The 26,873-nt window shown below is 61.6% G+C and carries 20 protein-coding genes and 1 pseudogene; 12 read left to right on the plus strand and 9 right to left on the minus strand.

What is annotated here, in order from left to right:
- From V1289_RS07925 to V1289_RS07935, 3 genes are all read right to left on the minus strand, one after another.
- Nucleotides 1-2,862 carry a family 16 glycosylhydrolase gene (locus tag V1289_RS07925; protein ID WP_334396418.1) on the minus strand — a complete coding sequence of 954 codons (2,862 nt, stop codon included), beginning with the start codon at nt 2,860-2,862 and terminating at the stop codon, nt 1-3.
- Between the two features lie 628 nt (nt 2,863-3,490).
- The gene (locus tag V1289_RS07930; RefSeq protein WP_334396419.1) at nt 3,491-3,706 is read right to left on the minus strand and encodes a hypothetical protein; all 216 of its coding nucleotides are present in this window, start codon (nt 3,704-3,706) and stop codon (nt 3,491-3,493) included.
- A gap of 583 nt (nt 3,707-4,289) precedes the next feature.
- Entirely contained in the window at nt 4,290-5,567 is a 1,278-nt protein-coding gene (locus V1289_RS07935) for a glycosyltransferase family 4 protein (RefSeq protein ID WP_334396420.1), read from the minus strand.
- Between the two features lie 192 nt (nt 5,568-5,759).
- On the opposite strand from V1289_RS07935, the gene V1289_RS07940 reads away from it, so the two are divergent.
- Both V1289_RS07940 and V1289_RS07945 read left to right on the plus strand, forming a co-directional pair.
- On the plus strand, nt 5,760-6,803 hold the full coding sequence (locus V1289_RS07940; RefSeq protein WP_334396421.1) for a glycosyltransferase family 2 protein: 1,044 nt from the start codon (nt 5,760-5,762) through the stop codon (nt 6,801-6,803).
- Between the two features lie 16 nt (nt 6,804-6,819).
- A complete protein-coding gene (locus V1289_RS07945) occupies nt 6,820-7,932 on the plus strand; it encodes a glycosyltransferase family 4 protein (protein ID WP_334396422.1) in 1,113 nt (370 codons plus the stop codon).
- 108 nt (nt 7,933-8,040) lie between these two features.
- Here the strand turns inward: V1289_RS07945 and galE are convergent, their stop codons facing one another.
- Together galE and V1289_RS07955 are read right to left on the minus strand one after the other, a co-directional pair.
- Complete coding sequence (galE, locus tag V1289_RS07950) at nt 8,041-9,129, minus strand: UDP-glucose 4-epimerase GalE (protein WP_334396423.1); 1,089 nt, start codon at nt 9,127-9,129, stop codon at nt 8,041-8,043.
- A gap of 114 nt (nt 9,130-9,243) precedes the next feature.
- Nucleotides 9,244-10,296, minus strand: a complete 1,053-nt coding sequence (locus V1289_RS07955) for a glycoside hydrolase 5 family protein (protein WP_334396424.1) — start codon at nt 10,294-10,296, stop codon at nt 9,244-9,246.
- A gap of 307 nt (nt 10,297-10,603) precedes the next feature.
- Here V1289_RS07955 and V1289_RS07960 point away from each other — a divergent pair, with 307 nt between their 5' ends.
- The 10 genes and pseudogenes from V1289_RS07960 to V1289_RS08005 all read left to right on the plus strand — a co-directional run bounded on the left by V1289_RS07960 (nt 10,604) and on the right by V1289_RS08005 (nt 21,189).
- Nucleotides 10,604-11,194, plus strand: a complete 591-nt coding sequence (locus V1289_RS07960) for a hypothetical protein (RefSeq protein WP_334396426.1) — start codon at nt 10,604-10,606, stop codon at nt 11,192-11,194.
- 106 nt (nt 11,195-11,300) lie between these two features.
- Nucleotides 11,301-12,788, plus strand: a complete 1,488-nt coding sequence (locus V1289_RS07965; RefSeq protein ID WP_334396427.1) for a glucosamine inositolphosphorylceramide transferase family protein — start codon at nt 11,301-11,303, stop codon at nt 12,786-12,788.
- Between the two features lie 222 nt (nt 12,789-13,010).
- The gene (locus tag V1289_RS07970; protein ID WP_334396428.1) at nt 13,011-14,267 is read left to right on the plus strand and encodes an NAD(P)-binding domain-containing protein; all 1,257 of its coding nucleotides are present in this window, start codon (nt 13,011-13,013) and stop codon (nt 14,265-14,267) included.
- The gene (locus tag V1289_RS07975; protein WP_334396429.1) at nt 14,264-15,055 is read left to right on the plus strand and encodes a glycosyltransferase family 2 protein; all 792 of its coding nucleotides are present in this window, start codon (nt 14,264-14,266) and stop codon (nt 15,053-15,055) included. The genes V1289_RS07970 and V1289_RS07975 overlap by 4 nt, the downstream gene beginning before the upstream one ends.
- A 49-nt stretch (nt 15,056-15,104) precedes the next feature.
- A complete protein-coding gene (locus tag V1289_RS07980) occupies nt 15,105-15,701 on the plus strand; it encodes a glycosyltransferase family 4 protein (RefSeq protein ID WP_334396430.1) in 597 nt (198 codons plus the stop codon).
- A gap of 5 nt (nt 15,702-15,706) precedes the next feature.
- On the plus strand, nt 15,707-17,674 hold the full coding sequence (locus tag V1289_RS07985) for a hypothetical protein (protein WP_334396431.1): 1,968 nt from the start codon (nt 15,707-15,709) through the stop codon (nt 17,672-17,674).
- Nucleotides 17,661-18,419 carry a hypothetical protein gene (locus tag V1289_RS07990; protein WP_334396432.1) on the plus strand — a complete coding sequence of 253 codons (759 nt, stop codon included), beginning with the start codon at nt 17,661-17,663 and terminating at the stop codon, nt 18,417-18,419. Before V1289_RS07985 ends, V1289_RS07990 begins: the two co-directional genes overlap by 14 nt.
- 13 nt (nt 18,420-18,432) lie before the next feature.
- Nucleotides 18,433-19,074 (plus strand): annotated as a pseudogene (locus V1289_RS07995) (glycosyltransferase); the annotation flags it as partial.
- A 250-nt stretch (nt 19,075-19,324) separates the two neighbouring features.
- Nucleotides 19,325-19,708, plus strand: coding sequence for a glycosyltransferase (locus V1289_RS08000; protein WP_334407339.1), 384 nt, complete (start codon nt 19,325-19,327; stop codon nt 19,706-19,708).
- Nucleotides 19,709-20,349: 641 nt separating this feature from the next.
- On the plus strand, nt 20,350-21,189 hold the full coding sequence (locus tag V1289_RS08005) for a class I SAM-dependent methyltransferase (protein WP_334396433.1): 840 nt from the start codon (nt 20,350-20,352) through the stop codon (nt 21,187-21,189).
- 481 nt (nt 21,190-21,670) lie between these two features.
- Here the strand turns inward: V1289_RS08005 and V1289_RS08010 are convergent, their stop codons facing one another.
- The 4 genes from V1289_RS08010 to V1289_RS08025 all read right to left on the minus strand — a co-directional run bounded on the left by V1289_RS08010 (nt 21,671) and on the right by V1289_RS08025 (nt 26,470).
- Nucleotides 21,671-22,753, minus strand: coding sequence for a glycosyltransferase family 4 protein (locus V1289_RS08010; protein WP_334396434.1), 1,083 nt, complete (start codon nt 22,751-22,753; stop codon nt 21,671-21,673).
- A gap of 12 nt (nt 22,754-22,765) precedes the next feature.
- The gene (locus V1289_RS08015) at nt 22,766-22,975 is read right to left on the minus strand and encodes a hypothetical protein (RefSeq protein WP_334396435.1); all 210 of its coding nucleotides are present in this window, start codon (nt 22,973-22,975) and stop codon (nt 22,766-22,768) included.
- Nucleotides 22,976-23,054: 79 nt separating this feature from the next.
- Nucleotides 23,055-24,539, minus strand: coding sequence for a lipopolysaccharide biosynthesis protein (locus V1289_RS08020; protein ID WP_334396436.1), 1,485 nt, complete (start codon nt 24,537-24,539; stop codon nt 23,055-23,057).
- 230 nt (nt 24,540-24,769) lie between these two features.
- Nucleotides 24,770-26,470, minus strand: a complete 1,701-nt coding sequence (locus V1289_RS08025) for a polysaccharide biosynthesis/export family protein (protein WP_334396437.1) — start codon at nt 26,468-26,470, stop codon at nt 24,770-24,772.
- Nucleotides 26,471-26,873: the final 403 nt, after the last annotated feature.

Consider the following 26,873-nt stretch of genomic DNA (forward strand, 5'->3'; position numbering starts at 1 on the left):
TCAATGTTGCGGTCTGGTCAGGAGCGAATCCTGCCCCCAGCCGGCTCCTTGCGACACCGCCGCCACGATCTGACCGGGATCGACCCGGCCCGTGTTACCGGCCATATACTGGTTCAGCAGCGCAAAGCTTTGGCTTGCCAAGGACGCCATGGCCTTGCCGGTCGCAGGCGCAGAATCCGTCTCGGCGAACGTCTGCGGCACGGAGATAGGCGCGGCGCCGGTGACCCCGTCCAGATGCTGCTGCAGCAGCGCAAAGCCCTGGTTTGCCAGGGACCCTATCGTTGCAGGCGAAGGATTCTTCGCGGCGATCGCCTGCGGCTCGGTGGTCGCCGCGTTGCTGGCAGCCTGGTCCTGGCTCAGCCACGCAAAGCCCTTGCCTGCCGGGAACGCCGTGGTCGTGTCGGTCGCTGGCGCAGGATTCGTCAGGCTGATCGTCTGCGGGGACGCCGTGATCGCGTCGGTCGCAGGCGCAGGATTCGTCACGTTGATCGTCTGCGGCGACGTTGTGGTCGTGTCGGTCGCCGGCGCAGGATTCGTCACGGCGGTCGTGTGCGGCGACGTTGTGGTCGTGGCGGTCGCAGGCCGAGGATCCGTCACGGTGATGGTCTGCGACGCGGACGTCGTAACGGCGCCGGTGCTCGGATCCTTCCCCGTTGCCGTCAGCGTTAGGGTCGCTACAGGATGACCCCCGCCCCGGTAGTTCGATTGCAGCACCAGTCCGCTGTCGACCTCCGCAGCCGTCAAGGTGACGTTATTTCCCCTGAACGTCCGACCATCGAGTTTGTCGGTGATCGTCTCGTACTTCGGCAACCCCGTGATGTTCACGGTCACGGCGTCGTTGGGATCGGTCGTTGTCACATTGACCCCCAAACCGACCGTGCCGCCGCGCCCGGCCACCGAGAGCGTCGAATCCGCGACGGTGAGGACCGGCGCGATCGATGGCGGGGTGGACGGACTCGATGGCGAGGTCGATGACGTCGCGATCTGAAGACCGGAGAACGTCTTCACCGCGCCCGCGAGGTTCGCCGCAACGCCCGATGCATCATGGATGCTCGCACCGTTCGCAAGATTGACCCCGGTGATGGCGAGCGCCGAGGTATTGGTGTCGGTCGATGCGACCGTGGTGCGGAAGGTGAGCGTGCCCGTGCCCGAGCCGCCCACATAGGTGGCGGTATCGCCATCATTGAGCGACAGTGTCGGCGTGCCGGTCACGGTCACGGCCTCGTTGAAGCCGAGCGTCAGCGTGATCGTGTTTCCTACGACTTCGGTGCCAGTTGCCGGAGAGGCCGTGGCCTGCGTCACCGCCGGCAGGACCGGAGGCGAGACCGGAGGATCGATCTGAAGACCGGAGAACGTCTTCACCGCGCCCGCGAGGTTCGCCGCAACGCCCGATGCATCATGGATGCTCGCACCGTTCGCAAGATTGACCCCGGTGATGGCGAGCGCCGAGGTACTGGTGTCGGTCGACGCGACCGTGGTGCTGAAGGTGAGCGCGCTCGTGCCGGAGCCGCCCACATAGGTGGCGGTATCGCCATCATTGAGCGACAGCGTCGGCGTGCCGGTCACCGTCACGGCCTCATTGAAGCCGAGCGTCAGCGCGATCGTGTCTCCTACGAGCTCGGTGCCGGTTCCCGGAGAGGCTGTGGCCTGGGTCACCGCCGGCAGGACCGGATCGATCTGGAGACCGGAGAACGTCTTCACCGCGCCCGCAAGGTTCGCCGCAACGCCGGATGCATCATGGATGCTCGCACCGTTCGCAAGATTGACCCCGGTGATGGCGAGCGCCGAGGTATTGGTGTCGGTCGATGCGACCGTGGTGCGGAAGGTGAGCGTGCCCGTGCCGGAGCCGCTCACATAGGTGGCGGTATTGCCATCATTGAGCGACAGCGTCGGCGTGCCCGACACCGACACGGCCTCGTTGAAGCCGAGCGTCAATGTGACGGTATCGCCGGCATGCTCGATGCCCGTTGCCGGAGCAGCCGTGGCCTGCGTCACCGCCGGCTGGACCGTCGGCGGCGTCGTGGGCGTGACGTTCGCACCCGTGACGGTCTCGCCGCTACCCGCCTTTTGATAGAGCTGAATCCCGTCGACCTGCATCTGGGTCGACGAAGGATAAGAGCTGTCGAGAGTCGTATGCCATCCGGTCGCGTTCGAATTCGCGACCCCATTGTTCATGATCAATTCCATCGGTTCATTCGGGATCGTCGTCTGCGCGCTGGTCACCTGCGCCATCTGATTCCCGTCGAGATACCACGTGATGGATTGACCGGGTATCCAGTTGATGGCGTAGGTGTGGAAGGCCGCCGTCAGGTCGATACCGGTATCGATGACGCCGCCGAAGGTCCCCGCCGCCCCCGCGTGAAGATGCCAGGAGAAGGTCTGGTTTGCAGGCCCCGAGCCGAGCATTCCACCTTCCTGCATATCGATCTCGAAATTGTCGCCGCTGCCTCCCGCACCACTGCCAGGCAACAGCCAGAGGGCTGGCCATGCGCCGCCGCCGCTCGGCGCCTTCATGCTGATCTGAAGGTAGCCGCCATTGAATTCGAAGTCGCCATAGCTGCTGACCACACCGGACGTTATCGGGTATGTCTGTGCCGTCCCATTGAAGGAGCCACTGACGGGCTGTCTGATCGCCGTAAGATCCAACGTACCGTTGGACACGGACACTTGGCTCGGCATGTCGTAGTCGGCATTATAAGTCCCGCCGAAGCTTCCGCCTGATCCATTGGCATTCCAAGGATAGCCGCCGGCGGCATTACTCGTGATGTAGCTATGCCAATAGCTGTCGAGCGTTGAGCTGGAGAAGTTTTCCTCGAAGTCGAGATTGCTCGAGGTATAGCCCGCGGGTGCGGAAAGAGCCATTCCGTGTTCCTCTTTAGACGTTGAAAACGAGAATTCCATTGACGTTGAGAACGAGAATTCCACTGCCGCGCACAGCGGGCGCGCGACATACTCCCTGCTCGCAGCGTTGTACCGCGAACAGATTTCAAAGCAGTGGGACTTTGGAAAACCTTGGGCCCCCCCTACTGCTGGGGCGGTGGGTTAATTGTCAAAGATGGCAAAAAAAGCTTCGAAATGTGAATTATGCACATCGTATTAGGACCGACATACACAGGTATATGACGCCGAGAAGCGCCGTATTTTGTCTCTTAAAATCCACAATTGCCTCCCGATCGGCGTCCCTTTTGGCCCGCTGTAGCGCGCCGAGCTTCGGCGGTAGCGCTCGCGGCGCCGGATTTGTGGTGAGATCGCGAGCGCAATCAGTGCGTGATCGTCTTCCCGGTTTTGGAGCACCAGCTGTCGTTCCGGTTCCGACGATGTCGCAGTCAATCAATGGGTCAGGCGATCGAGCGGCGCAGTCGTCATCCTGACGTCTGCGAAGACGCTCGGCCAATCCCCAAAGGCCCGAACATTGGATCAAGCCTGGGTAACTTTTCGAAGCACGACGCGAGAGCCAATCGCGACGAACGCACCCAACTGTCGATCGATTCTAGCGCGTGTGTGCGAAGGCGCTTCGTCGCCGCCTAGGTCGGTGCCGCGGATATTGAAATTCGAACTCCGCGACCAGTCGCCAAAGCTCCACCTCGTAACCGTCCGCTAGCTGCCCGGCGAGCGCTTTCGCGGAAAGGTCGTCTGCGCAGTCAAGATTGAGCACGCCCTCCAACTGGCCATCTTCGTCCAGGATGTAGACACGATAGAGCGGCATCGCTTGTCCCCGGCCAGCGGCGCCATTCTAGCTGCCAGCGTCGCGATCGTGCTTGGAGATTTTGGGTCCTTACGAGCTACCTCCGATGGGAAGCATGCTTGCTGCCGCGGCTCGCCCCGAACCCCGCTCATGCTGTCGGCCCCTTCGGCGCTTGTCCCGGTTGAGGACATCGGCGCCGCGCGCGCCCAAATCGCTCGAACTCGCCTTCTTGCGCCAATCCCATATGGTGGGCGAGCGAGCCGATGAACGGCTGAATGAACGTCCTGACGACATTGGCGCTCTTGGCCACGGCATCGTCGAGCACGCGATCAACTTCCGCCCCGGAGCCGAAGGTCAGATCCCGCGGCGTTGAAGCGATGGCCCTGGAGGATGAAATGCGCGCCCTCTACGCTCACCAAGGGTTCGTGTTGGGTCTCCGCGCCGATTGCGCACCCCAGCTCATGATGGCGACGCCCAAAGCTAAGAGGACGGTGACCACGCCTCCAAGGTTGCTGCTCTGAAGCCCAAACATCATGAAAGCTCTTTGGAACGCACGATCTAGGTAGCCACGGATTCGCGCACGCTCATAGTAATTGCGAAGCCATCATGTGAGATATTTGACCGCGATGTCCGAATAGATCTGTTCGATACGCGGTACGACCGTGCTGGCCTTGAAAGACTGCACTTTCTTCTGAGCGGCGGCTGACATTTGCCTGCGCAGATCCGGGTTGCCAATCAAGAGACCGATCGCCTTGGCCAGCGCCACTGCATCGCCCGGCGGCACCAGGAGCCCCGTCACTTCTTCGTCGATGAGTTCCGGCATTCCTCCAACCTTCGTAGCGATCATGGGCTTTCCGACCACCATTGCCTCAAGCACAACTGAAGCACAGGCATCGGGAAGGATCGAAGGGGCAAGCCCGAAGAGAGAATTTCGCCATGCCTGCATGACGGCGTCATGAGGCCAGCTTTCAAAGAGAATTACGTTTGGCGGCAGCTCTCTTGGAGTATCGGGGCACCGACGTCCGATGAGGACCAACGGTGGGGCATTATTGAGCATCGCATAAGCTTCGAGGAGTACATGTACGCCTTTAAACCGGCGCAAGTCGCCCACGAACAAGAGGTATCCATCGCCCGGGAGCTGAGAAAGCCGTGGATCGTCGCACGGACGCGCTGATCCGAAATCGTCAGGAACGAAATTCGGCACAACTTCGAATGGCAGTCGCGCCTTGGAGAGGCTGTTCCCAATCGCTATCGCTTCGCTGACCGCCAAGAACTTGTCGACAACACGCCTCTCTAGGGCCCCGAACAGGTAGTTGCCAAGAAGCGTAACTCCACCCTTAACCGGCCCGTAAAAGCGACTGGCACAGCGCAAACACCTGCCGGGCGCAGGACCGTCGCACGGCGCGCCTTGGCGCATCGCGTTCTTCTGCACGCAAACAAGGCTCAGGTCGTGCAGCGTTACCACGAGCCCAGGTCCACTTTCGCGTTTGAGAGGCAAATAGGAATGAAGAAGCCAGTTATGCGCATGTACGATGTCTGGACTCTGCTCCAGAACGAGTTCACGGATACCGTACATCAGTTCAGGATCTGGGAACGGCGGTGCGTACCGTCGGCTCGCATCGCTAAATAAAAGTCCGACACGCTGCATGCTTCCGCGTAAGCGGCGTATGCAGACGCCCTCGTCGATATCGCGCTCCTCAAGGCCGCGCTGCCACGTCGTCGCTACCGTTACGCTGTGCCCTCGTCTGGCGAGGGCGATGCTCAAGTTCCGTACGTGCCGCTCCTCTCCACCTATTACAGGCGGATAGAACTGCGCGAGCATAAGAATTCGCATCGTGGTCGTCCTGTCCGAGGCACCACTGCCCCTGCATTTTATTTTCATACCGCTATATTGTTGGCTTGTGCGAACTATGCGTGTGGACCACCAATACTCAGTGCGGATTACTCCCTTTGGCCAATATCGGTCCTCTTAGGAGAAATGGACAATCTGTCTCGTAGTTGAGAACCTTGGAAGCAAATTTAGGATCCTAGTTCGCGCGAGTTGGGCCTTCGGCAACCGTAGGCGTCCCCGCTAATGACATTCTCGTCTTCTCTTCCGGAACCGACCCATCTCGCTCAGGGGCTTTCTCATGATGGCCGCCCCGCGAGCTCATTCAAACCCGCCAGCGTAGTGATAGCCGCCTTTACTGAGCAGCGGTGGTCCGATCTTGTCGACGCCGTGGCGTCGGTGAAGAAACAGAGCCTTCCGGCAAAGGAGATTATCATTGCTGTCGACCACAATCCTTCTCTCTTGAGACGCATCACAACTGAGATAAGCGATGTAATTGCCATTCCCAATAAATTCGCACGAGGCGCTCCTGGTGCGAGGAACAGCGGAGTCGCCGCCTCAACCGGCGCCATCCTTGCTTTCCTTGACGATGATGCCGTCGCAGATCCTGACTGGCTCCTACGACTGAGCGACGGGTACGCAGACGAAAGCGTCTGCGCCGTCGGCGGCCGCATCGATCCGCTCTGGCTTGACGGACGACCGAGATGGTTCCCCGAGGAGTTCAACTGGGTCGTTGGCGCGTCCTACAAAGGGGGGCCGGTTCGGATGGAAGCCGTCCGCAATCTTTGGACAGTCAACATGTCGGTCTTGCGATCTGTTTTCGACGGCGTTGGTGGCTTTCGACCGTATTTTGGAAAGGTTGGCGCGCGGTCGCGGCCCGAGGATACCGAGTTGTGCATCCGCATAGGCCAGGCTTGGCCGGGCAAGGCGATCATGTACAACCCGGACGCCAAGGTCCTTCACAAAGTCCATGCGGGCAGAGCTCGCTTTAGCTATTTCGCGTCACGCTGCTATCATGAGGGATTCGGGAAGGCTGAACTGACCCGATATGTTCGTCCATCCACTGCGCTTGGGGTTGAACAACGCTATCTTCGTCGCGTTCTCTCCGAGAGCGTGTTGGCCGGCTGTCACGAAGCGTTTTTCCGAGGTCACTTCGACGGGCTGGCGAGAGTTGGAGCTATCATTTCGGGCGTCAGTTGCGCGTTTGCCGGCTTCTCCTTGGGCGCGCTTAAGGGGGCGCTGTCGCATTCCTCAAATCGATCCTCCCCACCGTCATTAGAGCGGCAATAGGCATGAGGTAATTGCTTTGCGCGTCTTGATGGCGACGCCTCGGTTTCATCCGGATATAGGCGGGGTCGAGAACCATGTGCAGGAGGTTTCAAAGCGTCTCGTCCAGAACGGCGCTAACGTCACGGTCGTGACGACCGATGCTTGGCAGCGCTATCCTGCACGGGAATTCGTCGGCGGCGTCGAAGTTTTGCGCACTCCAGCTCGACCGCGCAGCAAAGACTGGCTCTTCTCGCCGGAGCTGTATCACATCGTTCGCTATGGACGTTGGGATATCGTCCATGTCCAAAGTTATCACACCTGCGTCGCTCCGCTTGCGATGCTCGGCGCTCTGAGATCCAGGCGACCCTATGTTCTCACATTCCACGGCGGCGGGCACTCTTCGGTCCTGCGAAATCGCATGCGGTCCTTCCAATGGCGTGCGTTACGTCCGCTCGTCCGGAGAGCCGAGCGGCTAGTAGCCCTCGCAAAATTTGAGGTCGAGCTCTATGGTCGGGCTTTCGGTTTGGGCCCGGAGGCTTTCGCGGTCATACCGAACGGTTCGGACTTTCCAGAAGGCCCTGGCGACGCCCCTGATGAAACCGACCACGATCTTGTCGTCTCGATAGGTCGGCTTGAGAAATACAAGGGGCATCATCGAGTTATCCGCGCTCTCCCTGCTCTCCTCTCGGTGCGGCCGCGCGCTCGATTGCTGATTCTGGGTTCTGGCCCATATGAAAGCAAGCTGCGAGATCTATCCGAGAGCCTGGGTGTCGCCGACCGCGTCGAGATTCGGGCCATTCCTCCCGCTGATCGCAAGGCAATGGCCCACGCTATTGCGCGCGCAGCCATTGTTGTTTTGATGAGCCAATACGAAACGCATCCTCTGGCCGCGCTCGAGGCGTTGGCACTCGGGCGATCACTGCTTGTCGCCGCCACCTCAGGTCTCGCGGAGGTCGCGAAGGCTGGAAACGGCCGCATGATCGCGCTTGAGTGCACCGACACAGAACTTGCCGCTGCAATAGCCGATCAACTGGATCATCCCGCTATCCCCCGTGAATTGACTCTACCGACTTGGGACAATTGTGCCGACAGGATTCGGGCGTTATATCTCGATATCTTGGAAGCGCGCCAAGGCGGTGTGACCAGCTGAATTAGTGAGATGCGAAACCGGCCGTCGTCCAGAACGCCGTGCCCAGTGCCGCAGCTCGTTCTCAAGCCCGCTCGTGCCCTCGGACCATTCGGTGCTTGTTCAAACACCTCAGGAGCGCACACTCAGCCGTGACGGTAGACATGCCTGGACCACTCCCCGGACCTTAAGCTCGGTACCAGGGTAGCCGTTGGGGTTCTGCAATTGCCAGCGCCAATGGTCCGCGCACATTTGCTTCAACGACCGCGTCGATTTCCAGCACAACGCTTGCTTCGCCAACGTCGGGTCGGCATAACAAATGGCGACATCACCGGCCCGGCGCGCCCCGATTTCATAGGGGACCGATCTCCCGCTCACAGCCTCGAATGTGCGAATGACTTCCAGAACGCTGCTGCCGTTGCCTGTTCCAAGATTGACCGTGAGCACACCGGGCTGTCTCAGGTGGCGCAAGGCGCTCAAATGCCCGGATGCGAGGTCGACCACATGGATGAAGTCGCGGATTCCGGTGCCATCGGGCGTGTCATAGTCGTTTCCCCAAATCAGCAGCTTCTCCCGCCGTCCAATTGCCACCTGCGCCACAAACGGCAACAGGTTGTTCGGAACGCCCAGCGGATCTTCTCCGACGAGCCCGCTCTCGTGCGCACCAACCGGATTGAAGTAGCGCAGATTGCCGATCCGCCAATCGTCGTCGGACCTGTAGAGATCCTTCAGCATCTCTTCGATGAAGAGCTTGGTGCGGCCGTACGGATTGGTCGGCCCGAGGGGATGCTTCTCGTCGAGAGGCAGGTATCTAGGTATCCCGTAAACGGTGGCGGAAGAGCTGAAGACGAGGGTCTTGACCTTTGCCCTCTTCATGGCCGACACGAGCCGCATCGTTCCCAGGACGTTGTTCTCGTAATACGTCATGGGCCGTACGTTGGAATCGCCCACGGCCTTCAGCCCTGCAAGGTGAATGACGGCAGTCACTCCGCAGGCACGAAGTATGTCGTAGATGACCTCTTCATTCCGGATGTCGGCGTGCCGAAAGACGAGCGACCGCCCGCAAATGGATTGTACCCGTTCGAGCGAGGCCTTGTTGCTGTTGGATAGATTGTCGACGACGACGACGTCGAGCCCGGCGTCCAGCAACGCGATACAGACGTGGGACCCGATATAGCCGGCGCCTCCGGTCACCAAGATCGTCTTGGACACTTTCCGCATTCGCCCAACCTGCCTCCGTACAACGCCTTGGTCGGCGCCGGCTACGCTCTCCAGACCTGGACCCGCGATAACAGATGCTGCGGCCTGAGCGCGCAGATCACGACGGAGCCTCGGTCATCGGATCCCCCCTACGGCTTTTCGGATCTGCGCCGCCCACTCCGCTGCCGCTTTGACGATGTTCGAGATCGCGCCTCCGTCGTTGCGGATGTCGAACTGCTCGTCTTCGTCGGCGGGGTAGCCTCCGCTGTCCTGCCGCGACACCAGCCGCCACACGACCCAGCCGGCGCAGTTAGGATCGCGCACAAGCGTGTCGAGCCACATCGCGTAAGCCTCGGCCGAGTCCCGATTGGAGCGGGCATAGCCGAATTCCTCCAGAAGGACCGGTTTCCCGGCGCGCAATGCCAGCTGGCAGAACTCGATTATCGTGTCGTTGAATTGCTTGACGGTGAGCTTGTAGAAGAGCGGGTAGCCGTGCCACGTCCCGAAATCGAGCGTCGGGATCGTCAGATCGGACAGCTTGTCCGAAACGCTGGCGTGTCCGGAGCTGACGAGGTGATTGGAATCGAGGGACTTCACGTAGGCCGACATTTCGGCAGTCCATGCCAGCCGCAAGGCGTCCGGGCGCGCGTTGCCTTCGTTCATCAGCTCCCAGGCCATGATGGTCGGGTCGTCACGGTACGCCAGCCCGGTGAGCGTGTTCACGCGCTGCACGACGTGGCTGACCCAAGTCCTGTAGTCCTGCTTCGTGCGCGGGTCTTGGAAGAAAAACCCGGACTTGTCGGGGCTGCCATACCAGGCGCGCATTTGCTGGGCGCCGCCCGTGTAGGACCAGAAATCCAGGAAGGCGATGATGAGCTTCAGGCGTCGCTTGCCGGCCTCGGCGATGAGGAAGTCGACCTTCTGCATGCCGTTCGCGCCGTCATTGATCGCCATCCTGCCGGCGCGAGGGTCCCAGTAAAGCAAGTACGTGTCTTTGACCCCGAGATCGCTGGCGTCGCGCTTGGCGCGCCAGTCCCAGATGGTCGCGACGCTTCCGTCAAGCGACCCGATCACCGGCTGGAGGAAGGTGCGGATCACATTGGCGCCAACGGCCGTCGCATCATCGAGAACGCGGATAACTTCGTCCTTCGATCCGAAGGTGAGATAGTGATTGTTGACGCCGATCACGAAGAACGGTCTGTCGTCCAACGTGAACTGCGTTCCGGAAGTCTTGATGAAGGACGTCACCGATGGCTTGTCCGTGGCGCTCACGGCCGCCTGAGCAGACAGCAACGCAAACACCAGCATCCGCAGTCCGGTGTTGCGCAGCCCGTTTCTCGCCCGTTGCCAGCCGACAATCATCGCTCCAAGTGACCCTCGCCAGGGGCCGAGCGCAACTGCGCCGAAGGATTACCCCCTCTGGCCTCGCCATGGCCGGACGCCGATCAGGCATAGTGGTGCTTGGCGGATTACCGTCGCCTCACAGGGGCTCGTATTGTCAGCAGTCGCATCCAACAAAGTGTTCGACTCACAGGATTCGCGAGTCCCCGCTGTTGTGATCGGTGGCGAGCTGAACGGCCTCGGGGTGTGCCGCAGCCTGGCCATGAGCGGGATCTCCGTTTGGGTCGTCGACTCCAAGCGCTCGAACCCGGCGCTGTGGTCGCGCTACGCCCATCCGGTCCTCACGGACTCCCTGCATGGTCCAGGCTTCATTGGTTTTCTGCGTGATCTTCAAAGCCGGATCGGCGAGCCGCCTTTCCTCGTCGTCACGGACGAGTTGGCACTCCTTGCGATCTCGGAGCACCGCAAAGAACTGGAGGGGCTCTATTGCTTCCGCCTTCCGGCTCACGAGACGGTTCTCATGCTGCACGACGTGCACGGCTGGCCGGTGCGCTTGGGCGCGAGGCCGATCCCACCTCGGTCCGTCGTGGTGGACGGCTTCTGGCGCCGCGACGATCCGCTGCCGGCGCGCGTGCACTATTCGAGAAATGTGGCGCACGCCGTGGCTTTGCATCTGCCGCCGTGGCTTGCGGAATTGCGGCGGAATCCTGGCAGGGCTGATCACCGGAGCTCGTCGAAGTCGTGAGCCGGCGTCCTTCTGCGGCGTGAGACCAACAATGCGCATTTGCTTGTATCTTGATCCGTCTCGACTTCTGCGCTGGCATCAGTGGTTGGCGGAGGCGGTTGCCGCGATGCCCGGCAACGACGTCTCCTGCGCGTTCGCAGCTCAACGACGCCCGCTCCCGTCGATATGCCGTCTGCTGCTCGAACTCGAACGGCTGGTCTATGGGTTTGGCGCGAACGGCGCCACCGACCCCGTCGAAACGGCGCTGCGAGCCCTGCCAAAGCGTCCGGCCGGCGAAGTCGATGTCGTGATCAATTTCAGCGGAGAGGAGCTGCTCACGGCAGGAGGGCGTGTGCTGACGCCGCTCTTCAACGGCGTGCCCGGCGAGATCGGCATCATGGCGGCACTGGTGAATGATCAGGACCTTCTCGTCGACCTGCACGACACGGCGCGCCCTTCGTCGCCATGGACGGCTAGACCAGCTAGTGCGGATCGCGAGGTATTCGCAGCGAGCCTCGATGGCGCGCTCTCCTGCACCGTGGCGCTGATCCTCAAGGCCTTGCGCGAGGAAGCCGGTGCGGCTGCGTCCGGTGTCCGCGGGGCACGGACAACCAGCCCGCAGCTTGGCACGCTTTCGGCCCTCGCATGGGCGACCGGCACGGTGGCATCGAAGGCAGTCAAGTTCGTGGACATCCTGGCGAGGGGCGGCAAGACCTGGGCGATCGGCTGGCGCTTCGACGAAGCGACGAGTCTGCTCGACAAAGGTGACGCAACCTTCCGTGTCCTCACCGGCGACGCCAACAGCTTTCTTGCCGACCCGTTCCCGTTTCGACATCAGGGGCGCGATTTCATCTTTGTCGAGCAATACCTCAATACCAAGAGCCGGGGATGCATCGCGGTCGTGACCGCGGACCGGAACGGAGCCACCACCGCACCGCAGATCGTCCTGGAGGAGCCGTATCACCTGTCGTACCCGTTCGTGTTCGAGCAGGACGGACAGATCTGGATGATCCCTGAATCGGGGGCGGCCAGGAATGTCAGTCTCTACAGGGCCGTGGAATTCCCGCATCGATGGACGCGCGAGGCCTGCCTCGTCGAAGGCATTGAATGTTACGATGCCACGCCGCTGCACCATGCGGGCGCCTTCTGGTTTTTCGTCAGCCCGGGGGTGTGGGGGTCCACGTCCTGGGATGTCCTCAGCCTTTACCGTGCCGAGGGCCTGACAGGGGCGTGGACACCGCATGCAGAAAACCCCGTGCTGATCGATGCGACACTTAGCCGTCCCGCAGGCGCCTTCATCCGGCGCGGTGGGCGCACGCTACGCCCGGTCCAGGACTGCTCGCGCCGCTATGGCGGCGGGGTAACGTTTTGCCAGATCGATGCGCTCGACCGGTTGAACTTTGCGCAGACTCCGGTCGGCCGCATGCAGTGCGGCACGTTCGGGTGCCACACCTATAATCGCCAGTCCGACCTGGAGGTCATCGACCTGCTCGGTCATGTCAGGGGCTTGCGAGAGGTCACCGCCTGCTATGGTGCATTTGCATCCCGCCCACCGGCCGCGCATGGGCAGGCTCCTGTCCTGGCCGATACGGATTTGGCAGCGTTGCGAAAATAGCGGCACAAGGTGATCAAGTGCCGCTGCCGAGCCAGTTGGCCGTTGATACGGTTAAGACAAGCCCAAGGGGCATAACCACAAAGAGCTAACCATCTATCGTGCTTCCATTGCAGTGTCACATCGGTGATGCTCGGCTCAACTCAGGTCAGGAGAGGGCCCAAAACTTTCCTCCCAAATCTTCTTTCAGCTCATGTTCATTTTATCCTATGCGGGAGCCTGCATATGGTTGGATCAAGCACGTCCGTAGATGTGGCGGTCATCGGAGCCGGCCCCTACGGCTTGTCGCTGGCCGCGCATATGCGGGCGCGCGGTGTGGAGCACCGGATTTTCGGAGAGCCCATGGCGTCCTGGAAGAACAACATGCCCGCCGGCATGCTGCTCAAATCCTATCCCTGGGCGTCGAGCCTGTCCGATCCGAGATCGGAATTCGAACTGAAGCGCTTCTGCACCGAACGCGCCCTGCCCTATCATGACGAGCTGATGCCGCTGCCGCTCAGCCGGTTCATCGAGTACGGCGAAGCTTTCCAGGCGCGTTACGTGCCCGCCGTGGAGCGCAAGATCCTGATGGAACTGGAGCCTGGCCCGGGTTTCCTTCGCGCCACTTTCGATGATGGCGAAACGGTCCATGCGCGCCGCGTCGTGGTGGCGGTCGGCGTGCATCCCTTCAAGCGCCTGCCGCAGGAGGCGGCGCATCTACCGGCCGATCTGTGCTCGCATAGTGGCGAGTACGGCTCGCTGGAGTCGCTCGACGGCAGAGAGGTCATCGTGGTCGGATCCGGATCATCGGCGTCTGATCTGGCGGCGTTACTCCATGAGCGAGGGATTGCGGTTTCGCTCGTTGCACGCCGGCCAAAACTGCATTTCGCCGACCGCCCCCGGCACCGCTCCTTGTTCGAGCGCACCACGGCTCCGATGAGCGGCATCGGCCATGGCTGGATGTTGGCGACCTGCGCCCACTATCCGCAACTGATCCGGCTTCTGTCGAAGGACTTGCGAGTCCAGCTCGCCAACCACAGGGCGCTGGGCCCGCTGGGTGGTGCTTTCGTGAAGGACCGCGTTGTCGGGAAAGTGCCGGTGTGGCTCAGTCATGCCACTCGGGGCATCGAGACGCACAACGGCAAGGTCATGCTTGATCTCGTGGATTCCGGTGGTGCGCGGCGTCCGATGCGAGCCGACCACGTCATCTTCGCGACCGGGTACAAGATCGATGTGAGCCGGCTGGGTTTCCTGAACCAAACGCTGTTGCGCCGGATTCAACTGGTCGAGGGCGCGCCGCAACTCTCGGCGCATTACGAGACCACAGTGCCGGGCCTGCATTTCATCGGTCCGGCCGCCGCAAACAGCTTTGGTCCGGTGTGTCGCTTCGTCTACGGCACATATCATCCGGCCCGGCATCTCGCCCGCCACCTGTCGGCAGTCCTGGCACGCTTCCAGCCCGCGCGCCAGATTCGGCCGCTCGACCGCACGGTGTTGCCATGAACGCCCCTGTCCCCAGCATTCTTGCCCAGGCCGGTGTCATAACGGCGCCTGACCCGATCAACATTGCACTAGGGCGGTCGCTGATTCTGCCCCGCGTGAGCTTCATCGTGCCGACGCTCAACGAAGCCAAGAACCTCCCCTGGCTTCTGCCGCGCATCCCGAACTGGGCGCACGAGGTCATTATCGTGGACGGTCGTTCGACGGACGACACGGTCACGGTCGCGCGCCGCCTGCGCGAGAACGTCAAGATTGTCATGGAGCCCCGCCGGGGCAAGGGCGCCGCGCTGCAAGCAGGTTTCCGCGCCGCCGCCGGCGACATCATCGTCATGATCGACGCCGATGGCTCCATGGTCCCGGAGGAGGCCATCGTCTTTGTAAGTGCGTTGATGGCCGGCGCGGATCTGGTCAAGGGTTCGCGCTTCCTCCAGGGCGCCGGCACCGACGACATGTCGCTGTTCCGGATGCTCGGCAACTGGGGACTCACCGTGATCGTGCGAATGCTCTACGGCGGCGTGTTCTCAGATCTCTGCTACGGATACATGGCGTTCTGGACCAAGCATGTCGCCACGCTCAACTGCGACTGCGACGGATTCGAGATCGAGACTCTCATCAATGTGCGCGCCTTGAAGAACCACCTCAACATCGTCGAGGTCGCGAGTTTCGAGGCTCCGCGTATCAGTGGTCACAGCAATCTGCGCGCGATCCCGGACGGCTGGCGCGTCCTCAAGACCATTCTGCGCGAGCGGGTGTTTTCCCCGGTCTCGCTGGTTGCTTATGGGTATCCGTGAACGGCTCGGGCAGATCGCGAAAACCCTTGAATGACAGTGGATAGGCCCGATGCGAATCCTGATGGTTGCCGCCCGCTGCTCCCCCTTCATGGGCGGCATCGAAACCCACATCCAGGAGGTCGGCCCTCGCCTCGTGGCACGTGGCCACGTGGTCGACGTGCTCACCACCGATCCCTCAGGCGAACTGCCGGTTGAAGAAGAGGTGCGCGGCATGCGCGTGCAGCGCGTGCCGACCTGGCCGCGGGAGCTGGACTTCTATGTGTCGCCCGGAATTTATACCGCGATCCGGCGCGGAGCCTGGGATCTGTTTCATTTCCAGGGTTACAACACCTTCGTGGTGCCGATCGGACTGCTCGCGGTCGTCCGCGGCGACCTGCCGTTCATGCTCACCTTCCACAGCGGCGGACATTCCTCCCGGCTGCGCAATGCCGTGCGCGGGACCCAGCACGCGCTGCTCCGGCCGCTCGTGGCCCGAGCCGCGCGGCTGATCGGCGTCTCCGAGTTCGAAGCCGACTTCTTCAGCGCCAGGATGGGCGTACCGCGCGAGCGGTTCGTCGATGTGTACCGTGACGTTCTGGGCGGCCGGTCGAGAGTGCGGCTTCCGCCCGGCGGCGTGCTGCCGTGGTCTCCTGCGACGGGAGCGTGACGCTGATGATGCCGGCTCATTTCACCGCAGCAACCGGAATAAACCCGCTCCAGACCGGAATCCAACTTGTCTCGGCTGTGATCGGCCCCGACCTTCGCGGCGGCAGCTCCGACGCCCCGCCGCGACCGGTGAATTGCGGATGGATCGCGGCTCTGTGCCTGACAGCGGCCATAGCTTTGCTGCTGGTCGTGGCGGGGCACGCCGCCGGGCGCCGGAGCTACGACGTGGCGCCACTGCTGTTCTGGTCTGGCGTCGTCCTGCTGGTCATCCCGTTCAGCCTTCGCATCGTCTGGCCGAGGGTCGCCCGGGGCGAGCGCCTCTTCCTCCTGTTCCTGCTTGCCGAAGCCCTGCTCTACTACAAGGCCGTCTATTCCCCGACGAGCTTCGTCGGTCATGACGAGTTCTTGCACTGGGTCGCGGCCGACGATCTCATGACGGCCCGCCGACTGTTCGTGTCCAATCGGCTTCACCCGATCGGGCCGGCGTATCCCGCCCTGGAAATCCTGACGACGGCAATCGTCGAACTGACCGGATTGCCATTGTTTGCGGCCGGGATGCTGCTGTTGGCCGTCCTGAGGGGCACGTTCATCGCTGCCCTGTTTCTCTTCTACGAAAGGATCGCCGGATCGCCGCGCATCGCTGCCATCGCCTCGCTGGCCAATATGGGCTGCTCGACCTTTGTCCTGTTCGAGTCGAGTTTCTCCTATGAGAGCCTCGGCATCGTGCTGTGCGTGCTGACCTTCGCGGTCGAAGCAGCGTCCAGGGATCTCGAGGGGCGAGAGAGGCTGAGGGCGCTCGGACTGATCGCCCCGCTGTTGGCGAGCCTCGCGGTTACGCATCACGTCTCGGCCGCATTCGCCGCCATTTATTTCGGAGCACTGGCCGGCTTCGAGGCTTTGCGACGCGGCCCCCTGCGGATTGAGGCAAGGTTCGCCATGGGCGTCACGGCGATCCTCGCCATCGCCCTGCCGCTCCTGTGGATCGAGGCCCGTGGCAACCCTCTCACAGGTTATCTCGGCCCCGTCGTCGAATCCGGCTTCAAGACATTGCTCGGAAAGATCATGGGCGCGCCCACCCCAAAGTCGGAGCACCTCGGCGTGCCAGCGCAGCCCCTCGCCGTGCGGCTGACCACGTTGCTCGCAATCCTGCTGTTGGCACTTGGGCTGGCGACAGGATTCTTTCGGTCGCTGGCCGTGACGGCGCCGAGCGGCGCGCGGACGGGTTGGCGTCCGATCCAGGATATTCTCAGGAGACGCTGGCGCGACAGCCGCATCGTGTTTCTCACCCTGCTGGCCTTCGGCTTCCCGATCTCGGTGGCTTTCCGGCTCACCATCGGCGGATGGGAAATCGGTAACCGCATGGGAACGTTCGTGTTCGTCGGCGTCGGGCTGGTTATCGCGGTGAGCGTCGTCCGCTTCTGGCAGGGCCATGCACCACGCGGGTGGCAGCGCATCGCACCGGCGCTTGCTCTGGCGGTCATCGTCTCAGGCGGCGTCACGGCCGCTGCGCTTTATCCGATCCACGGACGCTATAGGGTAGCGGCCGACGGGCAATCTGTCGAACCCATGGGCGTCGAAGCGGCGCTGTGGACCAAAGCATGGCTCGGGGCCGGCAACCGCTTCACATCCGACCGCATCAATCGCCTGCTGCTCGCAAGCTACGGGCGCCAGGACGTGAGGATAAAGATCGTCGAAGGCGTGGACCCCTGGCGCATGTTCGAGAACGAGACATTGGGCCCCGACGAGTTTTGGGCCTTGGTGAGAAGCGATATCGATTTCCTGCTGGTGGACCTGCGTCTGTCCACTGCCCCGCCGGTGCTCGGCTTCTACTTCGAGCAGTGGGAAGCGCAGCAGGGAAAGCCGTTTTCGGGCGCCCAGTTGCTCAAATTCAACGACGTCAAGGGCGTCACCCGCGTCTACGACAACGGCTGGATCATCATCTACGACGTGAGGGGATTGCATGGGAATTCCTAACAACCGGGATCTTCTGGTCGTCTGCCTTTGGGCGGTAGCCACGCTGGCTGCCGTTGCCGTCAGCGACAGCTTGCTCCTGCGTACCATTCTGGCGGCGCCCATGGTGTTCCTCGTCTCGGGCCATGTGGTGCTGCGGGCCCTCGGCATCAGGACCACCTCCGTGTCTGAACATCTCGCCTACGCGGTTGGCGCGAGCCTCGCTGTCGGCATCGCCGGTGGCTTTGCCCTGAACGCCGCAGGCTTCCTGACGCCGCTCGGCTGGGCGATCTGGTTCTGCGCCGTTACCGTCGGCACTGCGCTCGTGGCCGACGGTCGGAGCGACACTCCCGATCTGCCGCCCTGGCCGGGTCCGGTGCGGGTCCGCTTCTGGCAGGGAGCCGCAATCGCGCTCGCTGTGCTCCTGGCGACCGGAGCTTATGCCCTCGCCGTCCGCGACGAGGCAAGCTACCGGGAATTCCGGTACACCGAGTTGTGGATGTTGCCATCGGCCAGCGGCGACCCGGGCCGTCTTACCGTCGGCGTCCGCAGCGCCGAGACCCAGGCGCTGCGATTCGACCTGGAGATCACGCTCGACGGGCGACTGTTCGCCGTCTTCCGCTCGCTCACCATCGCGCCGGGCGACACCTGGACGCGACAGATCCCGGTACCCGTCTCGGCCAACTCGCAGAAGGCCGAGGCCCGGCTCTACCGACCGGACGACAATCGACTCTATCGCAGCGTTTCGACACTGGTGCTGCGCATCTGAAACGAGGCTCGACATGCGCATCCTGCTGCTGTCGCAGTTCTATCCGCCGGTAATCGGGGGAGAGGAGCGGCACGTCCGCAATCTCGGCGCAGCGCTGGCGCAGCGGGGCCACCATGTGAGCGTCGGGACCTTGATGCGTCCCGGGTCGCCCGAAACCGAGCTGGACGGCGCGGTCCACGTGCATCGCCTGCGCGGCACGCTTCAGCGCCTGTCGAGCCTCCACACCGATTCCGAGCGCCGCCACGCACCACCCCTACCGGATCCCGAGCTTGTGCTGGCGCTGAGGCGGCTGGTCCGAGAGGAGAGACCGGACATTGTCCACGCCCACAACTGGATCTACGCCTCCTTCCTGCCGCTCAAAGCTCTGAGCGGGGCGCCACTCGTGGTCACGCTCCATGATTACGGCCTCGTTTGCGCCAAGAAGAACTTCATGCACCTGGGCACACATCTGTGTGGTGGCCCGGCGCTGGCGAAGTGCCTGCCCTGCGCCGCCACTCACTACGGCGCCGTGAAGGCCACTGCGACCGCGCTTGGTAACTGGGCGTCGAGCTTCGCTGCCCGGCGCGTGGTAGACAGCTTCATCGCGGTGAGCCACGCGGTGGCGCGCCACACCGGTCTCACTGGAGGCCGCACGCCCTACCAGGTCATCCCCAACTTCGTGCCTGATGATGTCGAAGTGCTTGGCTCGGAAGATTCCTGCCTGCGCGAGCTGCCCGAGGATGGATTCATCCTGTTCGTCGGTGACATGATGCGGCTCAAGGGCATTGACGTTCTCCTGAAGGCCTATGCCCGTCTGGAGCAGGCGCCGCAGCCGGTCCTGATCGGGCGCCGGGTCGCCGATCCGCCAACCGAGTTTCGGCCGGACGTCCGCGTCTTCAGCAACTGGCCGCATTCCGCCATCATGCATGCATGGCACCGCTCGCTGTACGGTGTGCTGCCATCGGTCAGGCCGAAAGCCTGCGCGACAGTCATCAGAGGCGATGGCGTCCGGCAAGGCTGTTGTCGCGAGCGACGTCGGCGGCATGCCGGACCTCGTCGATCCCGGCGAAACGGGGCTTCTCGTGCCACCCGGCGACCCGCAGGCCTTGGCCCACGCAATGCAACGACTTCTGGAGGATCGCGCCTTGCGGGCCCGCCTGGAGGCGACAAGCTTCGCAAGGATCGGGCGCCTCAAGGCCGGAACGGTCGTGACACGAATCGAGCGAGTCTACCGCGATGTCCTGCGCCCAGCCACCGGCGGGGCCGCTTTGCCGGCGCCCCAGGGGTCGGGAGAGCCATCATGCCGATAAACTTCGCTAGGACGGCCATCGCCTCGGACATCTCGGGCATCAGGTCGCTCGGCCTCCCGGTGATTATCAAGCCGGCCGACAAGCGCCACTCTCACGAGGGCAATACCCCCGCCTGGTGGTGGCAGCCACTCACGACGCGACGGTCGCCAAGCGCCGTGGTCTTCTGGACCGGACCGGCGCAGTTCTTGTGCAGGAAATGATCGATGGACCCGACGATAGCATCTATTTTTCTGCCTATTCTGCCGCGGCCGAAACGGGGCGACGCTCGGCATGTTCACAGGCCGCAAGCTGGCCAGCACGCCACCGGGCACTGGAAGTACTGCGTTCTGCTCGTCGTCAGCGAGACCTTGGAGCGCACCGCAGCCGCCTTCGGTGGACTATTTTGGGTTCGGCGGCGTTGAGCACAAGTGGCATGCAGACACCGGGCGGTCTCTTCGCGCGCCCGAGTGAAGGTTTCCGGGGCTGAACCAGGATGACGATTCAATCGACAGCACTTGCGAGCAACTGGAGGCAAGGTGGACTCGACTGCTAGGTTACTCGTCCATGGGCTATTGCGCTGCCCGCGCTGCAAATCCGGCATTGCGGCTGTTCAGACGGATGCGCGAGCACGCGCTTTCGTGTGCCAGGATCCCAACTGCGAAATGTCGCAGGCTGGATTTCCGGCGCTCGACGGCGTTCCCGTACTGGTCGACTTTGACAACTCCGTCCTGTCCCGGGAAGCGGTGCAACTTACCGGGGGAAGCTCTTACACGGAACGCAGCACGGGCTTTCTCCATAAGATCCACGACTTTTTCTGGCGATCCGCCAGCCCGACCGCCGCGAATGCCGACCGCTTCATCGCCGAGGCGAAGCGCTTGGATCCCCATCCCACCATCCTGGTCATCGGAGGCGGCACAATCGGCGGCGACGCGGAAGCGCTTTACCGAGATCCCGACATCACCTTGATCGGAACGGATATCTACAAATCCGACCTCACCCAGATCATCGCGGATGGGCATCAGCTTCCGTTGGCCTCGGGCGCAATCCACGGCGTCTGGATCCAAGCCGTCCTGGAGCATGTCTTGACGCCCGAGCAGGTCGTAGCCGAAATTCATCGCGTCCTAGTCCCGGACGGGGTGGTCTATGCAGAGACGCCCTTCATGCAGCAGGTCCACGAGGGGCCCTACGATTTCACCCGTTTCACCCCTAGCGGACATCGTTGGCTGTTCCGCCATTTTGACGAGATCGACGGCGGCATCACGCGCGGTCCCGCGATTGTGATGCTTTGGTCCATTCGCTACTTCGTCGGCTCTCTTTTTGGGAGTTATAAGATCGGTACGATGGCAGCCACGGGGCTGTTCTGGCTTCGTCATTTCGAAAGACTCTCCCGGCGGGAATACGCAGCCGACGGCGCGAGCGGAGTCTATTTTCTGGGCCGGCGTTCGGAGCGCGCAATGAAACCGAAGGACATCATTGTCTACTACAGGGGCGCGCAGCGATAGATACCGCCGACGAGCGCATCGAACGCCGCTGACGACAGCTGTTCTGCGCACGAGTCTTGATCCGAGTGCAACGCCGTCAATTGGCTTGACGCGCTGAGAGAGCGACCCTTTGCACGAAGGCGCGAGCCCGTCGCCACTCCAAATTTGAGAAAAGATCCCGCTCATCGCACAAGCTTGTCGACTGCAGACTGAAGACGCGCGCCGATACAAGCCAATCGTCCTAATGCGATCCGCGTGCTCATCCCCGTTTCCATCACGACAGCATGAATCGTCGCCGCCTTCATTTGCGCGCATCACCTTGTTCCTACGAACTGCAACACAAACGCGCCGCCTTCGAGGCGAGCCGCATCGAAATCACCGTCTGCGCTTGATCGTCGAGAGGCCGTTCGGCGGGCTCAACGTGCCCTCGGTTTCGCCAACGATTTCGAGATCGACCTTTTCGGCAATAGCCACTGCCGAGCCCAGGACGAAGGCAACCAGATCATGCCAAGTAGTAATCGTGAACTAAGGTCTCTGCTACCTTTTCACCCTGCAACATTTCCATATAACGCCTATAGCCTGCCTCTCCCATCCTCTTCCAAGCCTCTGGTTGCTTGAGCATGTCCCGGATTGCTTTGGTTAAGCCGTCCACATCACCGGCTGTGCATAAGACGCCAGCTTCTCCATCAGCCAAAAGTTCACCCCCTGCCCCTAGTCGCGTCGCCACGATGGGCAACTTCAATGCCATCGCCTCCATTACAGCTATCGGCCCCCCTTCCGATCGAGAGGACTGAACATAGACATCGGCTGCAGTTAAAACCTTCCAGCCTTCGTCCCGAATTCCCGCCCAATGAACACGGTGAGCTATTCCTAGATCCCTTGCCAAAGCTGGCAATTGCGATGCCTCCGGATCTACACCGATGATGATCAAGCGCACATCGGGGCAATCTCCGCAGACCTTCTGAAAAGATTTTAGCAGGATATCCAAGCCTTTTACTGGAGCGTCGAAAGCGATACACGCAAGGACTTTGTCCTGGGCAGAAATTCGAAATTCACCTCTGAATTTGTTCCTCAATTGCGCTGAGTCTGCGAAAGCTACAAATGCACCTAAATATAATGTCGATAAATTACTGCCTTTAGCACGGGAATAGCTCATCATATTTCGTATTTCATTCGAGACGCAGATAACATTATTGTACAGACCGAGCACATATTTTCTGATTATGGGCGATGATATACAATGCTCCGTATCAATTAACTTCTTGACTCTCAACAGCCTGGCAATAATCGCAATTTCAAATAGAAGAACCGAATTTGCAAAGTTTGCATGAATAATTTCTGGCTTCGCATTGAAGATTAGTTTTAAAATCTTCAGGGGATTTAATTTCAGTGACACCGTTACAACGTCAACGTCCAAATCCCTTAGATCCTGCAAATAGGCGCTGCTTCGAGGCCGGTCCTGATATTGCACAACAGTCTTGTAACCCAACTGGCGGCATTGGCGGGCCGTCTCAAGAAAAAAATGTTCCCCTGCTCCGTATTTAGTGCTTTCCGAACAAGTTATGTACAGAACGGTCTTTTCCATAGATTGCGTTCCTCAATATCCTGAAGTGGATTTGGCGCGCTGCTTAACCGCCGCGGCTTTCAACACAAGCCAGATGCGGCTTCCGTCGTTGCGAATATTGAACTGATCGTGCTCGTCGGCAGGAAACTTACCGCTTGAAGACATTCGTATGACTATCTGCGAGTTCGCACAGTGATCAGGGATCCGATCCTGCGCGCGGGACGAGAAGTTCTGTCTTTGCATATGTCCATCCTCAAGCCGTGCAGGTCAGATATGGAAATTTGGTCCGATCTGCGATGCGCGATAGCCTAGCGAATGCCTTTCACGAAGTGCCGTTATGCTGCTCCGCACCCAACCCGGCCTCCAGTATCGGCTTCGACATAAGGACTGCCTGGATGAAGATGGCCAGCAGCCACCCCAGCACGAGCCCCTGCAACCCACCAATTCTGGCTCCCGCAGCTGCCATTCCTAACTCGAAGATAGCCGCGAGGCCGAGCCACACCGAAGCAAGGCGCATGCGGTTCCTCAATCTCATCAGAGCGATGTAATGAAACTTGATGATGACGCCGAGCAAGCCGAAACCCAGGAAATTGAGGCTCGAACCGGCGATTTCCGGATAGGCTGGATTGAAGATGCGGAGAACGAATGACGAGAACAACAAAAGGAATATGCCGGTTGCTAGCGCGCAAGCACCGCAGATCACGAGGGAAAATCGCAAATGGTGGCGCAGCTTTCCGGGGTCGGCCGCAGCTGCCGCGAACAAGGTCGTGGTGAGCGCCGAGGGAATTATCAAGGCTACAGTGATGAGCATCCAGGTGGGGTAGAAGGCCGCGTTGACCTCCGGCGACAAAAGCACCGCGACGACATAGGGCAAAATGATAGCGGGCGCCTGGGTCGAGACATTGAGAAGGTGGTGATCGATGACCTTGGAGTTGAGAGTAGCCAGTAAGTCGAAGTCTGGAGCCCGCACGACGCGCACTCGATAATTCCACGCAAAGGGAAGGAGGAGCAGAAGCGAAATGCAGATGCCGCCCACCCAGCTAAAGAGGACGGCCGATACGCCTTCCATCGAAGGGAACACCATGACCACGGCCGCAAGTAGGAGCAGCTTGACGATCCCAAAGACCGAGTTTCGGTACATACACAGCGTGCTTCTAAGGAGTCCGATCAACGCTGTATCGAGCAAACTGGCGAAGGCGGTGATCGCACAGCCACCGACGAACAGTGTTCCTGCAAACGAACTCTGGGAGAACGGACCGAGCAGTGAGAGCGAACCTGCCAGAACGCAATAAACTGACCCAAAGAGGGCTGATAAAGCCAATACTGTCAGCAACGCAGCCACAATGAGGCCATGCGCGCGGCCTGGATGCCGCTGCGTTTCGCCGAGCAGCAGGGTGGCGAGCCCGAAATCCCCCAGTTGAGCCACTAGCAGCATCATTGAGATAAGAGCCGACGCCGAGCCATTCGCCTCAGCCGAAAGCGAACGTGCGGCCAACCACCAGAATACGAACCCCAAAGCGGCGTTGGTACAATTTCCGATCACTATAGCGGCGGAATTTAGCGCGAATACGGCATTTGCACTCACCGCCATCCGCAGGAAACTGGCGGCAGTTGAAAGGCCGAGCGTTCCTTGCCTGGTCGTTAACGGACTATCGTGCGTTGAAGGCATCCGAACGCCTTGATCAGCATTCATCGGCTGAGGAGCCAGACCTTTCTCGATCTGATAGTGAGCAGATAACTTCTCAGGCGTCCGCGAGTCGCGATACAATTTCGGAATCTTTGACCAATGCCGCTTGATGGGCATCATTGTCCCGTTCGAATTCATCTGACTGCGCTCGTGCCAGTGCTCCGAATCCCTCTGCGGAAGCGGACATGCTTGTTCACGAGGCCCAAGCTGCAGGGGAAGTGGTGATTTCAAGCTTTTCACTCGTCCTCCGATGGGAGCGCGCCGCGCCCCAGGTGGGCCTCCTCTCCCTGGTTGGGTCCCAACGGGGTTATCCATGTAGATGAAGCCCATCCACCATTCACTTGCCGGCATCACTTCGGACCAATCCTCTGATCCGCGACCGCGGGGCCCGTCTCTTGACGCTTAGCGGTGCGCCCGGCCGGGAGTTTCTCGCTCTGCGGCGAGGTCGTGGCCGGCGAGCCAGCCTGCTCTCTCAGCTCGCTTTCGCCCACGATGATGTTGACGAGGTCGCCCGGCTGCAACGCGGTCATCCCGACCGACTCGATGCTGACCGGTCCGGCTGCGGTCTGCCGCACGATCTGGTAGGTTACCCGGTTTGCATCCTTCACAAACTGGGAGCGGGTCGCCGGCAACGTGCCCAGGACGCCTTCGCTGATGTTGAACTCGCGCTCATTGTCCGCGACCTGGCGCTCGATGGTCTCGATCTCGACCTCCAGATCGTTCTTGATGTCGGCCTGGACCTTCTGAGCCTCGGCCTCCATGGAGGCGAGGCGCTGCTTGGCCATCGCGTACTGATTGAGGGCGTCGCGCCGACGCTGTTCGGCGTCGGTCAATTCGCTCTGGACCTGATTCAGCACCATCGTGCTGAGAACGTTGCGGTCCACGAGCGTGCGCATGCCGTTGACGCGATCCTGGCGCAGCTTGACGAGTTCGTCGAGCGCATCCATGCGCCCATACACGGCGACATCCTGCTTCGCCGACTCCAATCCGGTCAGGATCGCGCGCTCGCGGTTCTTGCGGGCCGTGGCGACGGCCTGGCGCCGCTCGCTCTGCTCATGGACGAGGTTGGCGGCCTCGGTCGCGCCGACCATCTCAAGCAGCTGGACCGGAATCTTGGGCTCCGTACCGTCGCGCTCGGCCTTCAGCACGGCCACGCGCGCCAGCAACCTCAGCATGGCTTCCACCGCCCCGCTGCGCTTCTGGATTTCCCGCACGGCTTCGATCTTCTGCCACGGCTCGTTCGTGCCCCGGTCGAGCCCGCCGGCCAGCGCGATGGCGTGCAGCACCGTCATGCCGGGCGCGTACTTGAACGAGCCCGGATTCTTGACTGGCCCCAGCACGTAAATCGGCGAGCGCTCCAGCGACAGGATGTTGACCATCCCCTTGCGGCCCAACAGTTGCTCGAAGGTTTCCATCAGGTCTGCGTGTACCTGTTGCGCCGAACGGTTGGCGACCGGAATCGAGCCGAGCAACGGAACGGAAATCGTGCCGTCCTGCTGGACGGTGTATTCCCCGCTCAGTTCCGGACGCTGCAGGATGCCGCGCAGGGCCGAGGCGTAGGGCATGCGTCCCCACTTGTCCTCCTCGACGTCGACGAGCTCGTAGAACGCGACCTTCAGCCGATCGCCGACGCCGAACGGGCCTCCGGCCGGGGTCGGCGCCATGCCGACGGTTTTGGGGCGCTCGGCGACGGAGGTGACAGGGACGCCGCTCCGTTCAACCAGCGTCTCGGCCGGCGCATCCGCCACAGCCGGTCCCGGCACGACCGCGCGGGAGGATTCAGCCGTGGCTTGAGCCGGCTCGGCGTGCCGGGCATCGATCGCGGCAAACACCTTCTGCACCATGGATTCGGAAGCAAGCTCGAAGGGTTGCCAGTTTTTCACCGCTCCTGCCCCGAGGACGACGAGCCCGGAAATCCCCAAGACAAGCAAGAGGAGCTTCATTCCCCTGCGGGAGGCCGCCTTAAGCAGCAAGGCGGTGATGGGCTCGGATTTGCCTCGGGCGTACATGCGCGTGACTTTCAATTTCGATGTTGGTTCGATGTTGGCCATCCGGCCCCGGACTGGTCACCGGGCGCAGGCATGGAACGACAAGTATCGTGGCTCTCCGGTGCCAGAGGCACAACCCACCCTTTGTGGGCACCCCTTTTGGGAGGGTACCCTTGCGGAGCTTCCATTATCCGGGCGCGACTGCTCCAGGCGGACAACATCGCCCGCAAATGCGACACCGGCTCCGAATGCCGGCACGGCTGCCGCAATCTGCTCCGCTTGACCGTCGTTGATGCGATAAGACATCGCGTGATCGGCGCCGCGGCGGGTGATGCCAGGTCCCGCGACCACCCGTTCGCTCCGCCCACGCGGCAGCGGATCCGCTCGGACCCTCGCGCGAGAGCGTCGTGGCGGTGGCGATTGGTACCCCTTTTGGGTTAGGCTGCAGGGGATCGAGTCCGATCGA

This window comes from Bradyrhizobium sp. AZCC 2289 (assembly GCF_036924615.1).
In the GTDB taxonomy this organism is placed as follows: Bacteria; Pseudomonadota; Alphaproteobacteria; order Rhizobiales; family Xanthobacteraceae; genus Bradyrhizobium.

Coding starts and splice junctions, on each gene's coding strand:
- V1289_RS07930 (WP_334396419.1), bottom strand. CDS start 3,706: ATGCCGCTCTATCGTGTCTACATCCTGGACGAAGATGGCCAGTTGGAG.
- V1289_RS08025 (WP_334396437.1), bottom strand. CDS start 26,470: ATGGCCAACATCGAACCAACATCGAAATTGAAAGTCACGCGCATGTAC.
- V1289_RS07965 (WP_334396427.1), top strand. CDS start 11,301: ATGCCCGGCAACGACGTCTCCTGCGCGTTCGCAGCTCAACGACGCCCG.
- V1289_RS08000 (WP_334407339.1), top strand. CDS start 19,325: ATGCATGGCACCGCTCGCTGTACGGTGTGCTGCCATCGGTCAGGCCGA.
- V1289_RS07975 (WP_334396429.1), top strand. CDS start 14,264: ATGAACGCCCCTGTCCCCAGCATTCTTGCCCAGGCCGGTGTCATAACG.
- V1289_RS07980 (WP_334396430.1), top strand. CDS start 15,105: ATGCGAATCCTGATGGTTGCCGCCCGCTGCTCCCCCTTCATGGGCGGC.
- V1289_RS08010 (WP_334396434.1), bottom strand. CDS start 22,753: ATGGAAAAGACCGTTCTGTACATAACTTGTTCGGAAAGCACTAAATAC.
- V1289_RS08005 (WP_334396433.1), top strand. CDS start 20,350: ATGTCGCAGGCTGGATTTCCGGCGCTCGACGGCGTTCCCGTACTGGTC.
- V1289_RS07925 (WP_334396418.1), bottom strand. CDS start 2,862: ATGGCTCTTTCCGCACCCGCGGGCTATACCTCGAGCAATCTCGACTTC.
- V1289_RS08020 (WP_334396436.1), bottom strand. CDS start 24,539: ATGATGCCCATCAAGCGGCATTGGTCAAAGATTCCGAAATTGTATCGC.
- V1289_RS07940 (WP_334396421.1), top strand. CDS start 5,760: ATGACATTCTCGTCTTCTCTTCCGGAACCGACCCATCTCGCTCAGGGG.
- V1289_RS07970 (WP_334396428.1), top strand. CDS start 13,011: ATGGTTGGATCAAGCACGTCCGTAGATGTGGCGGTCATCGGAGCCGGC.
- V1289_RS08015 (WP_334396435.1), bottom strand. CDS start 22,975: ATGCAAAGACAGAACTTCTCGTCCCGCGCGCAGGATCGGATCCCTGAT.
- galE (WP_334396423.1), bottom strand. CDS start 9,129: ATGCGGAAAGTGTCCAAGACGATCTTGGTGACCGGAGGCGCCGGCTAT.
- V1289_RS07990 (WP_334396432.1), top strand. CDS start 17,661: ATGGGAATTCCTAACAACCGGGATCTTCTGGTCGTCTGCCTTTGGGCG.
- V1289_RS07985 (WP_334396431.1), top strand. CDS start 15,707: ATGATGCCGGCTCATTTCACCGCAGCAACCGGAATAAACCCGCTCCAG.
- V1289_RS07935 (WP_334396420.1), bottom strand. CDS start 5,567: ATGAAAATAAAATGCAGGGGCAGTGGTGCCTCGGACAGGACGACCACG.